This is a genomic window from Streptomyces sp. NPDC021115 (assembly GCF_044333065.1).
In the GTDB taxonomy this organism is placed as follows: Bacteria; Actinomycetota; Actinomycetes; order Streptomycetales; family Streptomycetaceae; genus Streptomyces.
The window spans coordinates 867,410-883,262 of the sequence record NZ_JBIRQF010000001.1 but is presented as its reverse complement, the minus strand read 5'-3'; the positions used below and the strand labels follow the sequence as shown (position 1 = coordinate 883,262).

18 protein-coding genes and 1 pseudogene are annotated in these 15,853 nt (G+C 69.5%); 5 read left to right on the top strand and 14 right to left on the bottom strand.

The features are described 5' to 3' along the window. Positions 1 to 10: 10 nt before the first annotated feature. On the bottom strand, positions 11 to 283 hold the full coding sequence (locus tag ACH4TL_RS04030; protein WP_398312539.1) for a hypothetical protein: 273 nt from the start codon (positions 281 to 283) through the stop codon (positions 11 to 13). Further along, positions 280 to 585: a hypothetical protein gene (locus tag ACH4TL_RS04025; RefSeq protein ID WP_398312542.1), complete on the bottom strand. Its 306-nt coding sequence runs from the start codon at positions 583 to 585 to the stop codon at positions 280 to 282. Before ACH4TL_RS04025 ends, ACH4TL_RS04030 begins: the two co-directional genes overlap by 4 nt. Positions 586 to 1,018: 433 nt before the next feature. Between ACH4TL_RS04025 and ACH4TL_RS04020 the strand changes: the two genes are divergently transcribed. Continuing rightward, complete coding sequence (locus ACH4TL_RS04020; RefSeq protein ID WP_398312545.1) at positions 1,019 to 2,389, top strand: sporulation protein; 1,371 nt, start codon at positions 1,019 to 1,021, stop codon at positions 2,387 to 2,389. A 6-nt stretch (positions 2,390 to 2,395) separates the two neighbouring features. On the opposite strand, the gene ACH4TL_RS04015 is transcribed toward ACH4TL_RS04020, so the two are convergent. The 6 genes from ACH4TL_RS04015 to ACH4TL_RS03990 form a co-directional block, all read right to left on the bottom strand. Further along, positions 2,396 to 3,316, bottom strand: coding sequence for a phosphotransferase enzyme family protein (locus ACH4TL_RS04015; RefSeq protein ID WP_398312547.1), 921 nt, complete (start codon positions 3,314 to 3,316; stop codon positions 2,396 to 2,398). Between the two features lie 181 nt (positions 3,317 to 3,497). Next, the gene (locus ACH4TL_RS04010; protein WP_398312550.1) at positions 3,498 to 3,851 is read right to left on the bottom strand and encodes a DUF6247 family protein; all 354 of its coding nucleotides are present in this window, start codon (positions 3,849 to 3,851) and stop codon (positions 3,498 to 3,500) included. Between the two features lie 70 nt (positions 3,852 to 3,921). Then, positions 3,922 to 4,278, bottom strand: a complete 357-nt coding sequence (locus tag ACH4TL_RS04005) for a hypothetical protein (protein WP_398312553.1) — start codon at positions 4,276 to 4,278, stop codon at positions 3,922 to 3,924. 207 nt (positions 4,279 to 4,485) lie between these two features. Then, complete coding sequence (locus ACH4TL_RS04000; RefSeq protein WP_398312556.1) at positions 4,486 to 4,797, bottom strand: helix-turn-helix domain-containing protein; 312 nt, start codon at positions 4,795 to 4,797, stop codon at positions 4,486 to 4,488. A gap of 53 nt (positions 4,798 to 4,850) precedes the next feature. After that, complete coding sequence (locus tag ACH4TL_RS03995) at positions 4,851 to 5,342, bottom strand: GNAT family N-acetyltransferase (RefSeq protein WP_398312559.1); 492 nt, start codon at positions 5,340 to 5,342, stop codon at positions 4,851 to 4,853. A gap of 146 nt (positions 5,343 to 5,488) precedes the next feature. After that, positions 5,489 to 6,460 carry a helix-turn-helix transcriptional regulator gene (locus ACH4TL_RS03990; protein ID WP_398312562.1) on the bottom strand — a complete coding sequence of 324 codons (972 nt, stop codon included), beginning with the start codon at positions 6,458 to 6,460 and terminating at the stop codon, positions 5,489 to 5,491. A 136-nt stretch (positions 6,461 to 6,596) separates the two neighbouring features. Between ACH4TL_RS03990 and ACH4TL_RS03985 the strand changes: the two genes are divergently transcribed. Continuing rightward, entirely contained in the window at positions 6,597 to 6,992 is a 396-nt protein-coding gene (locus ACH4TL_RS03985) for a RidA family protein (protein ID WP_398312565.1), read from the top strand. Positions 6,993 to 7,001: 9 nt separating this feature from the next. Here the strand turns inward: ACH4TL_RS03985 and ACH4TL_RS03980 are convergent, their stop codons facing one another. Beyond that, positions 7,002 to 8,132 carry a DUF2235 domain-containing protein gene (locus tag ACH4TL_RS03980; RefSeq protein ID WP_398312568.1) on the bottom strand — a complete coding sequence of 377 codons (1,131 nt, stop codon included), beginning with the start codon at positions 8,130 to 8,132 and terminating at the stop codon, positions 7,002 to 7,004. 642 nt (positions 8,133 to 8,774) lie between these two features. Here ACH4TL_RS03980 and ACH4TL_RS03975 point away from each other — a divergent pair. Beyond that, a complete protein-coding gene (locus ACH4TL_RS03975; protein ID WP_398312572.1) occupies positions 8,775 to 9,629 on the top strand; it encodes a ribosome-inactivating family protein in 855 nt (284 codons plus the stop codon). Between the two features lie 131 nt (positions 9,630 to 9,760). On the opposite strand, the gene msrA is transcribed toward ACH4TL_RS03975, so the two are convergent. After that, complete coding sequence (msrA, locus tag ACH4TL_RS03970) at positions 9,761 to 10,432, bottom strand: peptide-methionine (S)-S-oxide reductase MsrA (RefSeq protein WP_398312575.1); 672 nt, start codon at positions 10,430 to 10,432, stop codon at positions 9,761 to 9,763. Between the two features lie 73 nt (positions 10,433 to 10,505). Next, positions 10,506 to 11,603 (bottom strand): hypothetical protein, encoded by a 1,098-nt coding sequence (locus tag ACH4TL_RS03965; RefSeq protein WP_398312578.1) that lies wholly within the window; start codon positions 11,601 to 11,603, stop codon positions 10,506 to 10,508. 103 nt (positions 11,604 to 11,706) lie between these two features. Between ACH4TL_RS03965 and ACH4TL_RS03960 the strand changes: the two genes are divergently transcribed. Continuing rightward, positions 11,707 to 12,858: a cystathionine gamma-synthase gene (locus ACH4TL_RS03960; RefSeq protein ID WP_398312581.1), complete on the top strand. Its 1,152-nt coding sequence runs from the start codon at positions 11,707 to 11,709 to the stop codon at positions 12,856 to 12,858. 15 nt (positions 12,859 to 12,873) lie between these two features. On the opposite strand, the gene ACH4TL_RS03955 is transcribed toward ACH4TL_RS03960, so the two are convergent. The 3 genes and pseudogenes from ACH4TL_RS03955 to ACH4TL_RS03945 all read right to left on the bottom strand — a co-directional run bounded on the left by ACH4TL_RS03955 (position 12,874) and on the right by ACH4TL_RS03945 (position 14,264). Next, complete coding sequence (locus tag ACH4TL_RS03955; RefSeq protein ID WP_398312584.1) at positions 12,874 to 13,125, bottom strand: hypothetical protein; 252 nt, start codon at positions 13,123 to 13,125, stop codon at positions 12,874 to 12,876. Next, positions 13,122 to 13,684: pseudogene (locus ACH4TL_RS03950) on the bottom strand (sigma factor-like helix-turn-helix DNA-binding protein). Before ACH4TL_RS03950 ends, ACH4TL_RS03955 begins: the two are co-directional and overlap by 4 nt. A 76-nt stretch (positions 13,685 to 13,760) precedes the next feature. Beyond that, on the bottom strand, positions 13,761 to 14,264 hold the full coding sequence (locus ACH4TL_RS03945) for a MarR family winged helix-turn-helix transcriptional regulator (protein ID WP_398312587.1): 504 nt from the start codon (positions 14,262 to 14,264) through the stop codon (positions 13,761 to 13,763). A 170-nt stretch (positions 14,265 to 14,434) separates the two neighbouring features. On the opposite strand from ACH4TL_RS03945, the gene ilvA reads away from it, so the two are divergent. After that, on the top strand, positions 14,435 to 15,730 hold the full coding sequence (gene ilvA, locus ACH4TL_RS03940) for a threonine ammonia-lyase (RefSeq protein ID WP_398312590.1): 1,296 nt from the start codon (positions 14,435 to 14,437) through the stop codon (positions 15,728 to 15,730). Positions 15,731 to 15,853: the final 123 nt, after the last annotated feature.

Sequence of the window (15,853 nt, the reverse complement as noted above, 5' to 3'; positions counted from 1 at the left end):
AGCGCCGACCTCAGTACCGCTCCCGCCCGCCGGGATACCGCACCGTCCTTCGGCACTCGGGCGCGTCCGCTCCCGCAGGCTCCGGGCCGAGCGCGAAGCACAGGCCCGCATGGAGCTGTTCCGACTCGTCCAGCGTCAGCACCAGCGGGGCGAGGGCCACGGACTCACCCCGCCGGACGACCCGAAGCGTCAGCGAGAGCTGGTTCCCCTCGCGACGTACCCGCAGCCCCACCGGAGCGGCCTCGATGCTCCACTCGGGCTGAGCACGACGGTCCGGGTTCATCCGCACACCCCCTTCTCCTCCTGCACGGGAAGCCGCCGCCCACGGCTCTCCGCGACCCGGAGCGCGTCGTACAGCGCCTCGACCAGTCGATTCGACAGAAAGCGAAGCTCTCCGGCCTCCGCCTTGGGATTGCCGAGCATTTCGCGAGCGTGGCCCAGGAGTTCAGCACCCATGCGGAGCTGCACCGCTTCCATCTCGTCGGCGAGCCGCGACAGATAGCCCTTGCCGTCCTCATCGGCGACGAGATAGCACGGCTTGCCCGCCTCCCCGTTCCACGGCAGCAGGCGCGGTTGCGTGCTCACCGGACCACCACCATCCCGTGTGGAGCGCACAGCAACTCCACGCGAGGCGGGCCGGATGCCGGACGCTCGACCGGAAGCCGTAGCGTTGGAGTATCGCCGCAGGTGGCCGGGGGGTTCGGCTCGCCTCTTCCTTGCCTCGCCAAACCGGACCGTAAGGCTTTCGCCACCCGTTCGAAGATCCTGCCGATACAGTTCCGCATGTCGACCTGCTTTCCTCAGGTTTGGCCATGCCCCGGGGTGCCGCACGCGCCGCCGGGGTCTTTCCGTTCGTCACAGTCAACGACTGCCGCGAACCGGAGGGCAGTGTTCACGAGGGGGTTCACCTGCACACGGATGGGTTCGTGGAGTAGGCAAAGGGGGTTCGTGCGTGAACCCCCGGGTCTAAACTGCTGTGATCTGCACCACCTAGCGCGGCGTCAGGACGACAGCACAGATGAGCAGAGAGCCGAACCACCGGTTGGCCGCATTGATGGCCGAAGCCGGAGTGTCGAACAAGGGTCTCGCCCGGCGAGTGCGTGATGTGGGCCAGCGGCACGGCGCGGACATCAGGACAAGCCACGTTGCCGTTCAGCGTTGGCTGCAAGGTGGTGGCATCCAGCCTCAGACGGCTGCATTCGTGGCGGAAGCGCTGAGCGGGAAGTTGTGTCGCAAGCTCACGCTGTCAGATCTGGGTTTCGTGGAAGCGTCGCCGGAGGTGTCGATGATCGGCACCGGTTACGACGCGTCCCTCTCCGAAACCTTGACGATGTTGCTCGGCATCGCCCAGTTCGCCCCGGACGACAGGCAAACGGACACCATCCTGTTATCGGAGAGCGAGGTCAATTCGGCCGCATTCACTTGGTTGGTCTCGCGCCCTGATGACTTGATCAGCGACTCCGCGGCTACGCGGCGCGTCGGCGTGACGGACGTAGCCGCGATGCGCACTGTCGCCGACACCTTCACCCAACTTGACTTCCTGTACGGCGGGGGCCACGGGCATGCAACCCTTCGGCACTATTTCCAGCACGAAGTCATTCCGCTGCTCAAAGGGAGTTTCACCCCCGACGTCGGCAGGGCGTTGTTCGGTGCGGCAGCAGAGACACTGTCGGTGTTGGGGTGGAGCGCTTACGACAGCGGGCACCACACCGTGGCGAACAGGTACTTGCTCTCGGCCCTCCGACTGGCCCAAGCCGCCGGCGACCGGATGCTGGGCGCATGCGTGCTCGCCAACCTGAGTCACCAAGCCAACTACCTGGGGCAGGCGTTCCGCGCCGTGCAACTCGCCCGTGCCTCCGTCGAAGGTGGAAAGGGAGGTTCCACACCACGCGGCATGGCGCTGTTCCTCGCCCATGAGGCGCGAGCACTGTCAACGGCCCAGGACTACACAGGTGCCGTCCGGGCTATGAACGAGGCGGAGAAGTGCTTTGAGCGAGTGGGCACCGCCGACGATCCCAAGTGGCTCTCCTACATGGATGAAGCGGAGCTTGTCGGCGAGTTCTGTCACTGCTTCCGCGACCTCAAGCGCGGTTCCGAAGCCGTACGCTTCGCCGAGCGTGCCGTAGCACTCACCGACCCCAAGTACGCACGCACCTTGGCTTTCGTGCGTATGGTCCTGGCCCAGAGCCAACTGCTCAATGGCGAGCCTGAGGAAGCGGCCACTACGGCAGTGCAGGCTGTGGAGGCCGCCGAGGCGCTTCAGTCCGTACGGTTCCAACGCTACGTCGAGAACTTCCAGCGTGAGATCTCTCCGTATGCGGGAAGCCCGGTCGTTGAACAGTTCAACGAGCGAGCTCGGGAAGCGATGGTCCGCACCGGCGCCGAATGAACCCCGTCAGCCCGGCTGCCAATCACGGGGAGCGTCGTCGTCGCGCAGGGAAGCGATACGCCGAGCGTACTCCTCTGCCACGTCCGTGTTTTCGTTGACATTCTGCATGAGCCATGTGGTCATCTTGAACTCTTGGATCGCTCGCAGGGTCGCAAACCCTGGCCACTGTCGTAGATCCCAGCCGTACGCCTCGACAAAGGCCCCGTAATCAGCGTCACTTGCCCAGCCCATGCTGTCGTACTCTGTCGCTGTGACCATCAGATCCCATTCCGGATGATCGCAGCAGAAGTTCTCGAAGTCGATCAGGACGGCGTTCCCGTTCTGGTCGACCATGAGATTGTCCCCGTGTGCGTCTCCATGTACGGGCCCTCTGGGTAGCTCAAAATGGAGACCGGCAAGCCGCTCACGCAATTCCGTGCTCCTCTTGCGCAGGAACGTACGGTCATCATCCGGGATGCCGGGTACCTTTTCGATGCGCAGATCGGAGCGGCCGAAGGCGTCGAATCTGGGAAGGCTGAGATGCATCGGCGGGCGCAACGAGTGGAGTTCACGAAGAACCGCACCCAACTCGCCGTAGGTTGCCTTGCGTTCCGACTCCTGAATTAAGTGCCAGAAGGTCACCGGGCAGTCATCCACGACCAGTGGCTGTTCCAGATCCTCCACGACACGTGCGGCAGGAAACCCTTCCCGCGCCAGCCAGCGCGACACCTCGACCTCGTTCCGCACGGAGGGCAGATAGTCCGCTGTCCGGGCCACCCGCACGATCACGGGGCGCAATGCCAGTCGGAAGAGCGCGTTCTCGCCGAAGCGGATCAGCTTCGCGCCTGCACTCTCGAGTCGCACTCGTCGGCATGCAGCAGCCATCACCTGGGCAGCTCCCGCCGACGTGAACCCTTCCGCTGTCCCCGGCGCACTGCCAGACGGCATGCCCGCACCCACCCTCTCCGATCGCGACGACCCGCGCACCGCCCAGACGCACAGCAGCGTGCAGTTGACATCGTCAGGACCGTACCCAGGGCCGGGCGACCGGCACGAGGTGTGAGCGTGACGATCAACGCCCCCGTTCAGCGCATCGCCTTCGAGAAGAGCAGGTGTCAGCTCTCGGCACTTACCGCGGCGCGAGGCCGAGCGCGGCGTGCGTATCGTCCAGGATCTTGCCCAGGGCGGACGCGGCGCGTCGGGCCTGCGCTGCATCACCGGTCTCCGCGAGGTCTTCCCAATGACGGAACTTCTTCGCAAGGCTCGGCTGCCGCTGAATGTGGACGTAGACGGCCCACTGGGCGATGAACCGCTGGAGCGGGGAAAGGTCGGAAGCCTGGCGGGACTGGTCGGCGGCCTGATCCAGCTCCCGGGTGAAGGCAGGCAGAGCGGCGGGGGTGATCTGCGCGACGGCCTGGCGGAGGGCCATGACGGTAGCGAGCGGCTGAGGGATGAGTGGCTGCCCGGCGGCGGAGGTGGTCATTGTTGCTCCTAGGGGCGAGATTCCCTGGGAGCAGCCTATCGAGTGCGGACCGGACCACATCGCCCGAACATCAGCGAGCGACGCCCGGGATGAGAGCGACGAGGCCAGACAGGAAGCTGCCTACACCGGCCAGCGTGACGATGGTCGCCTTGCCGTCCGTGAACAGTCCTGAGCAGAATTCCCGGAGGCGTCGGCGAACGATGAGCATCTTGAGCTTCTCCCATCGGTGCTGCCGGATGTGACAGCCCAGCAGCAGCCCCGATGCGTTGTTGCGACAGCCATCCGCGCGCCCCCGTACTGGAGCGCCACAGGTGACGGGTGCTTGAAAGAAGCACCACGCCGCCGTGGCAGCGGAGAGGGCGACAACGACTGCCGGTCCGGCAGCGTTGTTGATCCATGCAGCGATCAACAACGCTCCGGCCAACACGCCCCACCACTGTCCAAGTCCACCGAGCGCAGCTGTCCCCCGAGTACTCATGAAGTGGAAGATCCCGCTCGATGGTCACCGTCATGCGTTTCTGGGGTGTACATGGCCGGATGTTGCCCCACAGGGGCTGAGGATGGCCGCTTGACGCCTTGCTGATCTGAACGACAGGCAGTCCACACAACCGTCGGCCTTGCACGGGTGAGCAGGTCAAGCGGCGTGCGGCACAAACGAGACACGGGTCTCTTCCGTGTCGATCGACACGTCCAGCGCGGCATCCAGTGCCTTGGCCAAGGCGCGCAGGAGTGGGAGGGCGGGGGCGATGCCGCCGCCTTCGAGGCGGTCGATCTCGTCCACGGTCAGGCCGGTTCGCTCGGCGAGCAGGGCTTGGCTGATGCCCAGGGCCGTACGGCGGTCGTAGACGGCCTGGCCAAGCGCGATGGCGGCGCCCGCCTCGACGTACGCCGGATCGACTCGGTGCTCCTCGGGGACCGTCCGTGAGGTGTGGGAACCCCTGCTCACGGTGACTCCTCCAACGTCCGGTGGCGGTCATCCGACTGGCTGACCGCAGTGGGTCAGGTGCCCAAGCTGTGATACATGACGTGCAGCCCGACCGGACCCAGCGCCGGATGGCGAAACGCGCCCGGGACGGTCCCGATGATGGTGAACCCGAGGCGCTCGTACAGCCGGACAGCAGGCGTGTTCGAAGCCGCGACGGCGTTGAACTGCACACCGGCGAAGCCGGAGGTCGAGGCCCAGTTGAGCAGATACTCGCCCAGCGCTTGACCGACACCTCGGCCGCGCGCCTCGGACACCACCATGAAGTTGCCGCTGGCGATGTGGGAGCCGGGGCCGGGCCGGTTGGGGTACATGTTCGAGGTGCCGAGCACGCGTTGGCCCTCGACGGCCACCACGACATGTCCCGGCGGCGGGACCACCCACATGTCGTGCGCCTGCACCTCGGTCTGGAGGGGGTCGTAGCAGAAGGTGTCCGCCTTGCGGACGATCTCCTCGATGATCGGCCAGACTTGCGGCCAGTCACGCTCCTCGAACGCCCGAATTTTCATCTGGCATACGTTAGCGACGGCGTTCAGTCCTTTCGACCGGATATTTGCGCGGTGAATCAGCGGGTGCCCAGCACCAGTGGCGTTCACCGCGGCGGGAGGCCGAGTACGGGTGAAGATCTACTTTCGATGCGCGCCCTGACCAACTCTCAGGATGCGTCTCGGTAGCGGGTGGCAAGGGCGGCGGCGCGGTTGCGCAGGGAGGTGCGCAACGACGCCGGGGTCAAGGCTTCCGCGTCCGTGCTGAGCTGCCACAGCGCCCACTCGGCGTGTCGTAAATCTTGGAACGTCACTTCCAGCCGCAGCCAGCCGTCTGCGTCGGGTTCTGTGGCGCGGACGGCTACCGCGGTGCTCAGCAGATCCTCCCGCCGCTCCGGGTTCACCCGTATCAGCACGGCGATATGGTCGCTGGACAGAAACTGCGCGCAGCGTTCCCGCCAGACCCGGTCCAGATCAACCCGGTCTGGTCGCTGTGCCGGTTCGGGGAGTTCCTCGGCGGCCAACACCCGCGACAGCCGGTAGGTGCGGTCCGCGCCAGATCTCGTGGCTAGCAAGTAGCCCCGGTCGCGTACGGTGACCAGGCCGATCGGGTCCACCGCGCGCCACTGTGGTGTCTGGTCCGTGGCCGCGTAGTGGATGCGCAGTTTGTGTCCCGCGAGCACCGCGCGCCGGATCTCGATCATTGTCGTGTCGGGCACCTCCTCAGTGACCAGCCGGCGTGAGAGCAGGTCGGTGTCCGGCTCGACGAGAAATCGCTGGGCCGCGTCGCTTGCGGCGGCCCGATGACATTCGGGCAGCGCGTCAACCGCCTTGCGCATGGCCGAAGCGAGCGCCGAGCCGAGGCCGAATACCTGCTCGCCGCGCCCCGATCCGACGGTCAGCAAGGCAAGGGCCTCATCGAGGTTCAGCCCTGTGAGCTCGGTCCGGAAACCGGGCATCAACGCGAACCCGCCGTGTCGGCCGCGTTCGGCGTAGACCGGGACGCCGGCTGCGGAGAGCGCTTCGATGTCGCGCAGCACGGTACGGGTGGAGACCTCCAACTCGCGGGCCAGCGTGTCCGCGGTCAGCCGACCGCGCTGACGCAGCAGCAGCACCAGCGAGACCAGCCGATCGGCGCGCATACGAGAACCTTATCGAATACATGACCAAGGATGTCGTGATTTGTTGCGAGGCTCGTGAGCACCGACGTCGACGATGGCGGCTACCGCGCCGAGGGACGTACGGACATCCAATGAATCGAACGGAGCTGATGTGGCAGTGGAACGTACGGCAGTCAACCCGGTGACGTGGTCGGTGGAGATGGGGTTCAACCAGGGTGAGATCGTCTCCGGGCACACCCGGACCCTGTACTGCTCCGGACAGACCGCGATGAGCGGCGACGGCAAGCCACAGCATGAAGGTGACATGGCCGCACAGTTGGCGCTGAGTCTCGACAACCTGGAGGCGGTGCTCGGCGAGGCCGACATGTCCCTCGCGAACCTCGTCCGGCTCAACGTCTACACCACCGACGTCGATCTGCTGTTCCCGCACTACGGCGTGCTGGCGTCGCGGTTGGGCGCCGCCGGGGTGGCACCGACCACCACGATGCTCGGGGTGACACGGCTGGCGATCCCCGGCCAGATGGTCGAGCTTGAGGGGACCGCCGTCGCGTGATGTGACGCGTCACATCGGTCCGGCAGGCGCTCGATGCGAGTCGGGAGCGGTCCGGGGCACCGGTTCGAGGCGTACTCGTCCCTCAGCGAGACAGCGGTCGAGCTCGGGCGGTCGGTAGGACGCGTCCTCGTCGTGGCGTACGCGAGCGGATTCCGAGAGGTACTCGCACCCGTCGGCACGACCCGACGTGTCCGCGGCCTGGCCGATGGGCCGGTGCCACGGTCGGTCCATGAGGTAGAGGCCGGTGCGTGAGTCGTGCATCGTGCCCATGATGTCGGGCCGTACCTGGAAGCCCATGGCGCGCGGCTTGGTCTCGCTGAGGACCTCGGGGTCGAACTCCAGCCCGTGGCGGCGAGCCTGGTGGACCATCCACAGCAGGGTGATGTCGGACAGGGCCGTCTCGCTGTAGCCGCCGCCGACATCGCTGTGCACTCCGGCGAACCACACCTGCTTCACTTCTTGGCCGTTGTCGGCGGCGCCGGGTTGCTGGTGCCACAGCGTCGGGATGAACGGTGTGCGCTGCTCGTCGATGGCCAGTGCGTGGAAGGCGGCCTTCACCCAGCTGCTCAGTTCGGTGTCGTGGAATCCCCACCGGCGGTTGACCGAGGCCACGACCGGCTTGAGCAACCGGGGACCCGGAACCGGGATGCCGAGGGTACCGACCGTGTCCCACACTCCGATGAAGCGGATCTCCGTCTCGTACGCGTACGCCTGGCGGAACAGGGTGGCGGCCGTGCCGGACGGCTTCTCGATCCGGTCGCGGTACAGGGCCCACGCCTCCTTGATCCGGTGGGCGTTCTCCCGGCGCAGGATGCCGGAGTTGCGCACCAGACCGGCGAGGCTGCGGGCGGTGAAGGCCCCCCGGCTGAATCCGAACAGGTACAGATGGTCACCGGGCTCGTAGGCGTCGACGAGGAAGCGGTAGGCGTCCAGGACGTTGCTGGACAACCCCATGCCGAACGCGCCGCCGCGCAGGCGATCCCACCGGCGTGTGCCGACACCGCGACCGTAGTACACGCGCTGCTCAACGCCGTCCGCCCGCGGTCGGACGGCCAGGGCGACCTTGGTGACGTTCGTCTTGTTGGGCTGGTCGGCAAGGTCCCACGTGCCGTCACAGCAGAGGACCAGATTCTTGGCCATGGCAGCTCCCTCCGGGGAGGAACAGCGACCGCACATCCAGGCCTAACGGCCGACAGACGTGCTCCCATGGTCGCACCGCTCCGCCGACCTCGCCATTCGCCGCAGCCGACCCTCGACCTCCGGCGTCAGCCGTCCGCCGGGGCCAGGTACTGCTGGTGGCAGCGGTTGGCCGGGCCTGCGCGGGTTCCTCGGCTCGTGCCCGGTTGGAGGCGAAGCGGTAGGAGTCGGTGTCGGTCTCGATGATGGTGCCGTTGACTGTCGGACGGCCGATGACTGTAACAGGCACGTATCAGGGGCACATGGCGCGCAACTGCCCAGCTGTGCGAGGGGGTCTGAGTGGACATGATCATTCAACGACGCTCTCTCCGACGCGCCGTTCTGTGGGGGGTGGCTCCGGCTGCCGCGCTTGCCGTGGGAGTCGCGGCGGTTGCCAGCGGCGCGCACCACTCGTCTCCCGACGGTGCGCAGCAGGCCGCCGCCCACAGTGCGGGGCCGAAGACCGCAGACAAGGCGGCCGGCAGCGAAGGCAAGGGCGCGGGTGGGGAGTTGACGGCGCGCAGCGCTGCCCGGCGGCCCGGGCACGGACATGGGCACCGCCATAGGCCCGGGCAGAACCGGCCGCCCGCGCAGAACCTTCCCCGCGTGCACCACGTGTCGCTCTCGATCTCGCCGCAGGGCGACGGGGCCCAGGGCAACGTCCAGTTCGCCAGCAGCTACCAGCAGGCGATCGACGGACTGCGTCAGGAGACCGGGCCCGTCTTCCGCAACTACGTACGCACCACCCAGCCGGACAACGACGATCTGATCCGCCTGCGGGTCTACCGGGACGGGAGCCAGCCCGTCGATCTCTTCTTCACCGCCGAGAACCTCTACCTGCACGCCTGGGCCACCTACAACAATGGCGACGACCCGGAGCAGGGCACGCTCTTCGAATTCGGGGACGGCCACATCGGGCCCAGCCTGGGCTGGAACCCCCGCCACGTCGTGCACACCGGACTGCCCGGCGGCTACGACGGGCTGGAGCAAACCGTGGCCTACCGCGACCCCGGCAACCCCGGCAACCCCAACCGCCGCAACATCGAATACGGACGCCCCAGCCTCTGGCGCGCCTTCTCCGACCTGGACAACGCCGACGGCCGCTACCGGATGAACCGGCTCGGCGCCCCCAACCCGACGGCCGGCGCCCCCACCCGGAGCGAACTGGCGCGCAGCCTGATCACCGTCATCACCGCGACCGCCGAAGCCGCCCGCATCCGGCCCATCGCATCCGACATCACCAACGCCTTGCACTACGGCCGGCCGACCACGATGAACGACACGAACGTGGCACTGGTCAACAACTGGGATCCGGTGTCCCAGTGGATATTCAACGTCAACCAGGACCCCGACGCACAGCCCTCGGACCGCATCAGCTCCATTATCCGCCAGCACCTGCACAGCTTCCAGGACGGCCAGGGCTACCTCGCGGTGGTCCACAAGCAGAGCAGCCCCAAGTAGCTCACCTTGCCGGAACGGGGCCGACCGCCGCACAGTTGGCCCCGTTCCTTCTGCGAGCGTGCCCGAATCATGCGCCTTTTGCGCGCTTCGATCCGCCAGGGGAGCGGCCCGTCCAGTTCCTGCGGCGCCCCTCAGGCGTCTTCGCCCCGCTCAGTCCCAATGATCCCGACGGGGCAGCTCACGCCGGTCCCGCCGATGCCGCAGTAGCCTGCGGGGTTCTTGTCCAGGTACTGCTGGTGGTACGGCTCGGCCGGGTAGAAGGGGCCGGCGGGGAGGATTTCGGTGGCGATCTCGCCGTAGCCGGAGCCGGTCAGGACGGACTGGTAGGCGGCGCGGGAGGACTCGGCTTCGGACTGCTGCTCGGGGGAGTGGGTGTAGACGGCCGAGCGGTACTGGGTGCCGACGTCGTTGCCCTGGCGGAAGTGCTGGGTGGGGTCGTGGGACTCCCAGAAGAGCTTCAGGAGGGCGCCGTACGAGGTGACCGCGGGGTCGAAGACGACGCGGACGGCCTCGGTGTGGGCGGTGAGGCCGCTGCACACCTCCTCGTAGGTGGGGTTCTCGGTGTGGCCGCCCTGGTAGCCGACCAGGGTGGTCCAGACGCCGGGGGCCTGCCAGAAGACGCGCTCCGCGCCCCAGAAGCAGCCGAGACCGAAGTCGGCGACGGCCAGGCCCTGCGGGTACGGGCCGGTGAGGGGGGTGCCGAGGACGGTGTGGCGGTCGGGGACGGTGTAGCCCGGTTGGGGGCGGCCCTTCAGTGCCTCCTCGGGGGTGGGGAGGTGGTTTTCGCGGCGGCTGAACAGCATCAGGGCTCCTTCAGGCGGTACGGCGGCTGTTCCGTACAACGGGCGCGGGCGGCGGCGAATTCCGCGGCGCCCCTCACTTCGGCAGGGTCGCCGGGGAGCCGCCCCGGCCTTCCCAGCCCGCGACGGCCAGCGCCCGGTAGACGGCGTAGTCGGCCGCCGGGTCCGCCCCGTACGACCAGGGCACCGCGCCCACGTGGCCGTCCACGTGGCGCAGCTGCTCCATGGCGTCCGCGTACCGCTCGGAGCGGACCAGGAACCAGATCAGCAGGTGGCGGACGTGGGGGAGGACCGGGTGGTCGGCCGGGGCCTGGCGGACGGCGTACAGGGCGCCCTCGACCGCCTTGGTGATCACGTCGCTCTGGTAGAGGCTGCGGACGAGGTTGGCCTCCGGCAGGTGCTCGAAGACGCCGAAGAGGGGGAGGGCGGGGAGGAGGCTCTTGGCGGGGGCCGCCGCGGCGGCGGCGTGGGTGAAGGTGTCGGCGCGGTCCTGGGAGCCGTGCCACTTCTCGCACCAGTAGTGGAGGGCGGCGAGGTGGGCGCCCATGTGGTGCGGGGCGCGGTCGGTGACCTTCGTCCACAGCTCCTCGAAGTCGGCCTGCCGGTAGGGGAGTCCGCGGGCGACGCCGAGTTCGACGATGTACGGAACGGGGTCCTCCGGGGCCAGCCGGGCCGCCTCGTGGCAGACGTCCCTGGCCTCCTCCAGGATCATCCGGAAGTCCTGTGACGACGGGTCGCGCAGCGCCTGCCGGACCAGGAACTCCGCCTGCACGGCGGCCGCGCCCGGGTCCTCGGGGGCGGCGGCGCGCCAGGTGCGCAGCCACATCCCGCCCTGGCCGGGGGCCTGGGCGAGGGCGAAGGCGGCGGCTCCGGCGAGGGTCTGGACGCGCTGCCAGCGCAGTTCGGAGGTCGCTTCGGTGAGCGCGAGCAGCCGGGAGGCGGGCTGCCAGTCCTGGCTCGACTGGACCTCCTCCAGCGCCTCGATGAGCTGCGGGTCCGGGCCCGGCAGCCGTACGTCGAGCTGTTCGCGCGGTACGAAGCCGTACTCGCCCGGGTCCGTGGCGCGCATCGCGCCCCGCAAGGTCTCGCGGCCCCCGCGCCTCCGCCGCAGCGCGGGCAGCACGATCAGCCCGCCGATCATGACGACGGCGATGAGGAAGATCAGAAGCTCCATGAGGTGTCCCCGTGTGAAGTCCCGTGACGGCTTGTGGTCCAGCCTATGCGTCCCGGCGGCGGTTGAATCCTGGACCGCGGCGTCGCGCGTTACGCTCGGGCCCATGACCGACCAGCACCCCCACAGCTTCGAGACGCTCGCCATCCACGCGGGCCAGGAGGCGGACCCGCTCACCGGCGCCGTCGTTCCGCCGATCTACCAGGTCTCCACCTACAAGCAGGACGGGGTGGGGGGCCTGCGCGGCGGCTATGAGTACAGCCGCTCCGCCAACCCCACCCGCACCGCGCTGGAGGAGAACCTGGCGGCCCTGGAGGGCGGCCGCCGCGGGCTCGCGTTCGCCTCCGGCCTCGCCGCCGAGGACTGCCTGCTGCGTACGCTGCTGGTGCCGGGCGACCACGTGGTCATCCCGGACGACGCGTACGGCGGCACGTTCCGCCTGTTCTCCAAGGTCGTCGAGCGCTGGGGCGTGGAGTGGTCGGTCGCCGACACCTCCGACCCGGCGGCGGTACGGGCCGCGCTGCGCCCCCGTACGAAGGTGATCTGGGTCGAGACGCCGAGCAACCCGCTGCTGGGCATCACCGACATCGCCGTCCTCGCCGACATCGCGCGTAACGCCGGGGCCCGGCTGGTCGTGGACAACACCTTCGCGAGCCCCTACCTCCAGCAGCCGCTGGCACTCGGCGCGGACGTCGTGGTGCACTCCACCACCAAGTACATGGGCGGCCACTCGGACGTCGTCGGCGGCGCGCTGATCGTCTCCGACCCGGCCCTCGGCGACGAACTCGCCTTCCACCAGAACGCGATGGGCGCCGTCGCCGCTCCCTTCGACTCCTGGCTGGTGCTGCGCGGCATCAAGACGCTCGGCGTACGGATGGACCGGCACAGCGCGAACGCGACGCGCGTCGCGGAACTGCTCACCGCCCACCCCAAGGTGACCGAGGTCTTCTACCCGGGGCTGCCCGAGCACGCGGGCCACGAGATCGCCGCCAAGCAGATGCGCGCCTTCGGCGGCATGGTGTCGTTCCGGGTCACCGGCGGCGAGGAGGCGGCGGTCGAGGTCTGCAACCGGGCCCGGCTGTTCACGCTCGGCGAGTCGCTGGGCGGCGTCGAGTCGCTGATCGAGCACCCGGGGCGGATGACCCACGCCTCGGCGGCCGGTTCGGCGCTGGAGGTCCCGGCGGATCTCGTACGGCTGTCGGTGGGCATCGAGTCCATCGACGACCTGCTGGGGGATCTCACCCAGGCCCTCGCCTGAGCCCCGTCCCCGTGGTCACCACCCCTCCAGCGGAGGGGTGGTGTCGGTGGGCGGCCCCGCCCACGGGTGGACGACCGCCGCCCACACGGCGAACGCGAGGACCGCGGCGAGCAGCACCGCCCAGCCGACGGTCCGCGCCGCCCGGCGGCGGCGCAGCAGCCGCCGCCCGCGCCCGGCGGCCCGCCCGGCCAGATCCGGCGGCAGCACCGGGTGCGGCCCTTCCAGCATCCGCCGGACCTGGTCCTCCTTGCGGTCGGGGAAGCTCATCGCGCCGCCACCGGGGGCGGGCCGGGGGTGCCGGAAGCGCCGGAGGTATCGGAACCGCCGGTGGTGCCGGAAGCGCCGGGGCGCGCGGGGGCGGCCCGCGCGCCGGTACGGGGCGGGGCGGCGCGCATCAGCGTCACCGCGCGCGTGCAGATGGCCCGTACGCGCTCGACCGGCAGCCCGAGCGTGGCCGCCGCCTGCTCCTCCGCGACCCCCTCGTACAGCCGCAGCACCAGCACCAGCCGCTCGCGCGGGGTGAGCCGGTCCAGCACGCCGCCGCGCGGGCGCCGGTAGCGGCGGGCCCGGTGGGCGAAGAGGGCGGCCAGCTCCTGGCGGGTGCGGTCGTACGGATCTTCGCCGCGCAACCGCTCCCAGCGGGCGTAGGTGCGCGCGAGCGCGGCGGTCAGCAGCTGCTGCGCGGCGTCGGTGCGGGCCTCGGCCGCCCCCGTCGGTTCCCCGTGAGCAATGTGGCCGCGTGCAACAACCTGCCACCCGCGCCCGCGACGAATGCCTCGAATTCCCGGGCCCGGCGGCTCTCCCGTGCTGCCCGCCGCTCTCGCACCGCGCCGCCCTCCGCCTTCGTCCCTCAAGGACACGGCAGGCACGGGCGCCCGGTCAAGGGTTCGGGCGGCAGGTCGTCAGGAGGCCGGTGCCGCCGCCTGCGGCACCGCGCCGTGCGCGGCGGACAGGGCGACGTTGAAGCGGGTGAGCAGATCGCAGAACAGATCGCGCTCCTCCACCGTCCAGCCGTCCGTGACCTGCGCCATCAGCTCGCGCCGCGAGGAGCGCACCTCCTCCAGCCGGGCCTTGCCGCGCGGGGAGAGCTGGAGGACGACGGCACGGCCGTCCTCGGGGTGCGAGGTGCGCTTGACCAGGCCGGAGTCGACCAGCGGGGCGACCTGCCGGGTCACGGTGGACGAGTCGATGCCCATGCCCCCGGCGAGGGCCTTGACCCCCATGGGACCTTCCTGGTCGAGCCGGTTGAGCAGCAGATAGGCGGCGCGGTCCATCGAGTTGCGGGCCTGTCCGACGCCGCCGAGCCGGGTCTGCTCCGCGCGCCGGGCGAAGACCGCGACCTGGTGCTGGAGTGACTCCAGTACGCCTGTGTCGAGTTGAGTCGTCATGTCCGATTGGATGGGCATGGCCTAGGGCTCACTTCATGCGGTGGTCTGTGGGATGTGGCACAGAGTACGCGGCCCGGGCGCTGGCCGTACGGGGGCTGCGGAAACCTGCCCACAACCGGCCACACCCCGGTCGCCCCGCCCATCGCCCCGGAACGGCCGTGATCCGGGTGAGCTGCGAGACTGGGGCCATGGCACCACGACCCGGCGGAGCGGACGGGCCCGGCCCCGCCCCGCGTCCCGCGCGCTCCGCACCGTCCGTCCCGCCCGTACCGTCCGCCCCACTCGCGATCACCGTGGACGATGTGCGCGAGGCGCAGAAGACGCTCTCGGGGGTCGCCCGGCTGACCGCGCTGGAGGGCAGCCGCCATCTGACCGGTCTGGTCGGCGCCCCGGTGCAGCTGAAGTGCGAGAACTTGCAGCGTACGGGGTCGTTCAAGCTGCGCGGCGCCTATGTGCGGATCGCGCGGCTCACGCCCGAGGAGCGGGCCGCGGGGGTGGTCGCGGCGAGCGCGGGGAACCATGCGCAGGGCGTCGCGCTCGCGGCCTCGCTGCTGGGGGTGCGCTCGACCGTCTTCATGCCCGAGGGCGCGCCGCTGCCGAAGATCGCGGCGACGCGGGACTACGGCGCGGAGGTCCGCCTCGAGGGCCAGATCGTGGACGAGACGATGCGGGCGGCGCAGCGTTACGCGGAGCGGACGGGCGCGGTCTTCATCCATCCGTTCGACCACCCGGACATCATCGCGGGTCAGGGCACGGTGGGTCTGGAGATCCTGGAGCAGTGCCCCGAGGTGGGCACGATCGTGGTGGGCATCGGCGGGGGCGGCCTCGCGGCCGGGATCGCGGTGGCGGTGAAGGCGCTGCGGCCGGATGTGCGGGTGGTGGGCGTGCAGGCGGCGGGCGCCGCGGCGTATCCGCCGTCACTGGCGGCCGGGCGGCCGGTGTCGGTCGAGGCGCCGGTGACGATGGCGGACGGCATCAAGGTGGGGCGGCCGGGCGACGTTCCGTTCGGGATCATCGGCGCGCTCGTCGACGAGGTCCGTACGGTCACCGAGGACGAGCTGTCCAGCGCGCTGCTGCTGTGCCTGGAGCGGGCGAAGCTGGTGGTGGAGCCCGCGGGGGCGAGTTCGGTGGCGGCGGTGCTGTCGGACCCGGGGTCCTTCGAGGGGCCGGTGGTGTCGGTGCTCTCGGGCGGCAATGTGGACCCGCTGCTGATGCAGCGCATCCTGCGGCACGGCATGGCCGCGGCGGGCCGCTACCTGTCGCTGCGGCTGCGGCTCACCGACCGGCCGGGGGCGCTGGCGACGCTGCTGGCGGAGCTGTCGGCGGTGGACGCCAATGTGCTCGACATCAGCCACGTGCGCATCAATCCGCGGCTGGCGCTCAGCGAGGCCGAGGTGGAACTCCAGCTGGAGACGAAGGGGCCGGAGCACTGCGCCGAGGTCCGGGAGGCGCTGCACGGGGCCGGTTACACCGTGATGGTCTGACGGTTCGCGTCACCCGATTCGCCGATTCCGCTGATTCACGTATGTCGCGATGTATCGCGTCTACGTTACGATTCTCTTCACTTGCTGTCGCGACGCTGCCCTTGTGGGCGGACATATGCCTTT

What these genes read in the sequence shown, in the direction of transcription:
- ACH4TL_RS04030 (WP_398312539.1), bottom strand. Translation starts at nt 283, where the DNA reads ATGAACCCGGACCGTCGTGCTCAGCCCGAGTGGAGCATCGAGGCCGCT.
- ACH4TL_RS04020 (WP_398312545.1), top strand. Translation starts at nt 1,019, where the DNA reads ATGAGCAGAGAGCCGAACCACCGGTTGGCCGCATTGATGGCCGAAGCC.
- ACH4TL_RS04015 (WP_398312547.1), bottom strand. Translation starts at nt 3,316, where the DNA reads ATGCCGTCTGGCAGTGCGCCGGGGACAGCGGAAGGGTTCACGTCGGCG.
- ACH4TL_RS04010 (WP_398312550.1), bottom strand. Translation starts at nt 3,851, where the DNA reads ATGACCACCTCCGCCGCCGGGCAGCCACTCATCCCTCAGCCGCTCGCT.
- ACH4TL_RS03995 (WP_398312559.1), bottom strand. Translation starts at nt 5,342, where the DNA reads ATGAAAATTCGGGCGTTCGAGGAGCGTGACTGGCCGCAAGTCTGGCCG.
- ACH4TL_RS03990 (WP_398312562.1), bottom strand. Translation starts at nt 6,460, where the DNA reads ATGCGCGCCGATCGGCTGGTCTCGCTGGTGCTGCTGCTGCGTCAGCGC.
- ACH4TL_RS03980 (WP_398312568.1), bottom strand. Translation starts at nt 8,132, where the DNA reads ATGGCCAAGAATCTGGTCCTCTGCTGTGACGGCACGTGGGACCTTGCC.
- msrA (WP_398312575.1), bottom strand. Translation starts at nt 10,432, where the DNA reads ATGCTGTTCAGCCGCCGCGAAAACCACCTCCCCACCCCCGAGGAGGCA.
- ACH4TL_RS03965 (WP_398312578.1), bottom strand. Translation starts at nt 11,603, where the DNA reads ATGGAGCTTCTGATCTTCCTCATCGCCGTCGTCATGATCGGCGGGCTG.
- ACH4TL_RS03960 (WP_398312581.1), top strand. Translation starts at nt 11,707, where the DNA reads ATGACCGACCAGCACCCCCACAGCTTCGAGACGCTCGCCATCCACGCG.
- ACH4TL_RS03955 (WP_398312584.1), bottom strand. Translation starts at nt 13,125, where the DNA reads ATGAGCTTCCCCGACCGCAAGGAGGACCAGGTCCGGCGGATGCTGGAA.
- ACH4TL_RS03945 (WP_398312587.1), bottom strand. Translation starts at nt 14,264, where the DNA reads ATGCCCATCCAATCGGACATGACGACTCAACTCGACACAGGCGTACTG.
- ilvA (WP_398312590.1), top strand. Translation starts at nt 14,435, where the DNA reads ATGGCACCACGACCCGGCGGAGCGGACGGGCCCGGCCCCGCCCCGCGT.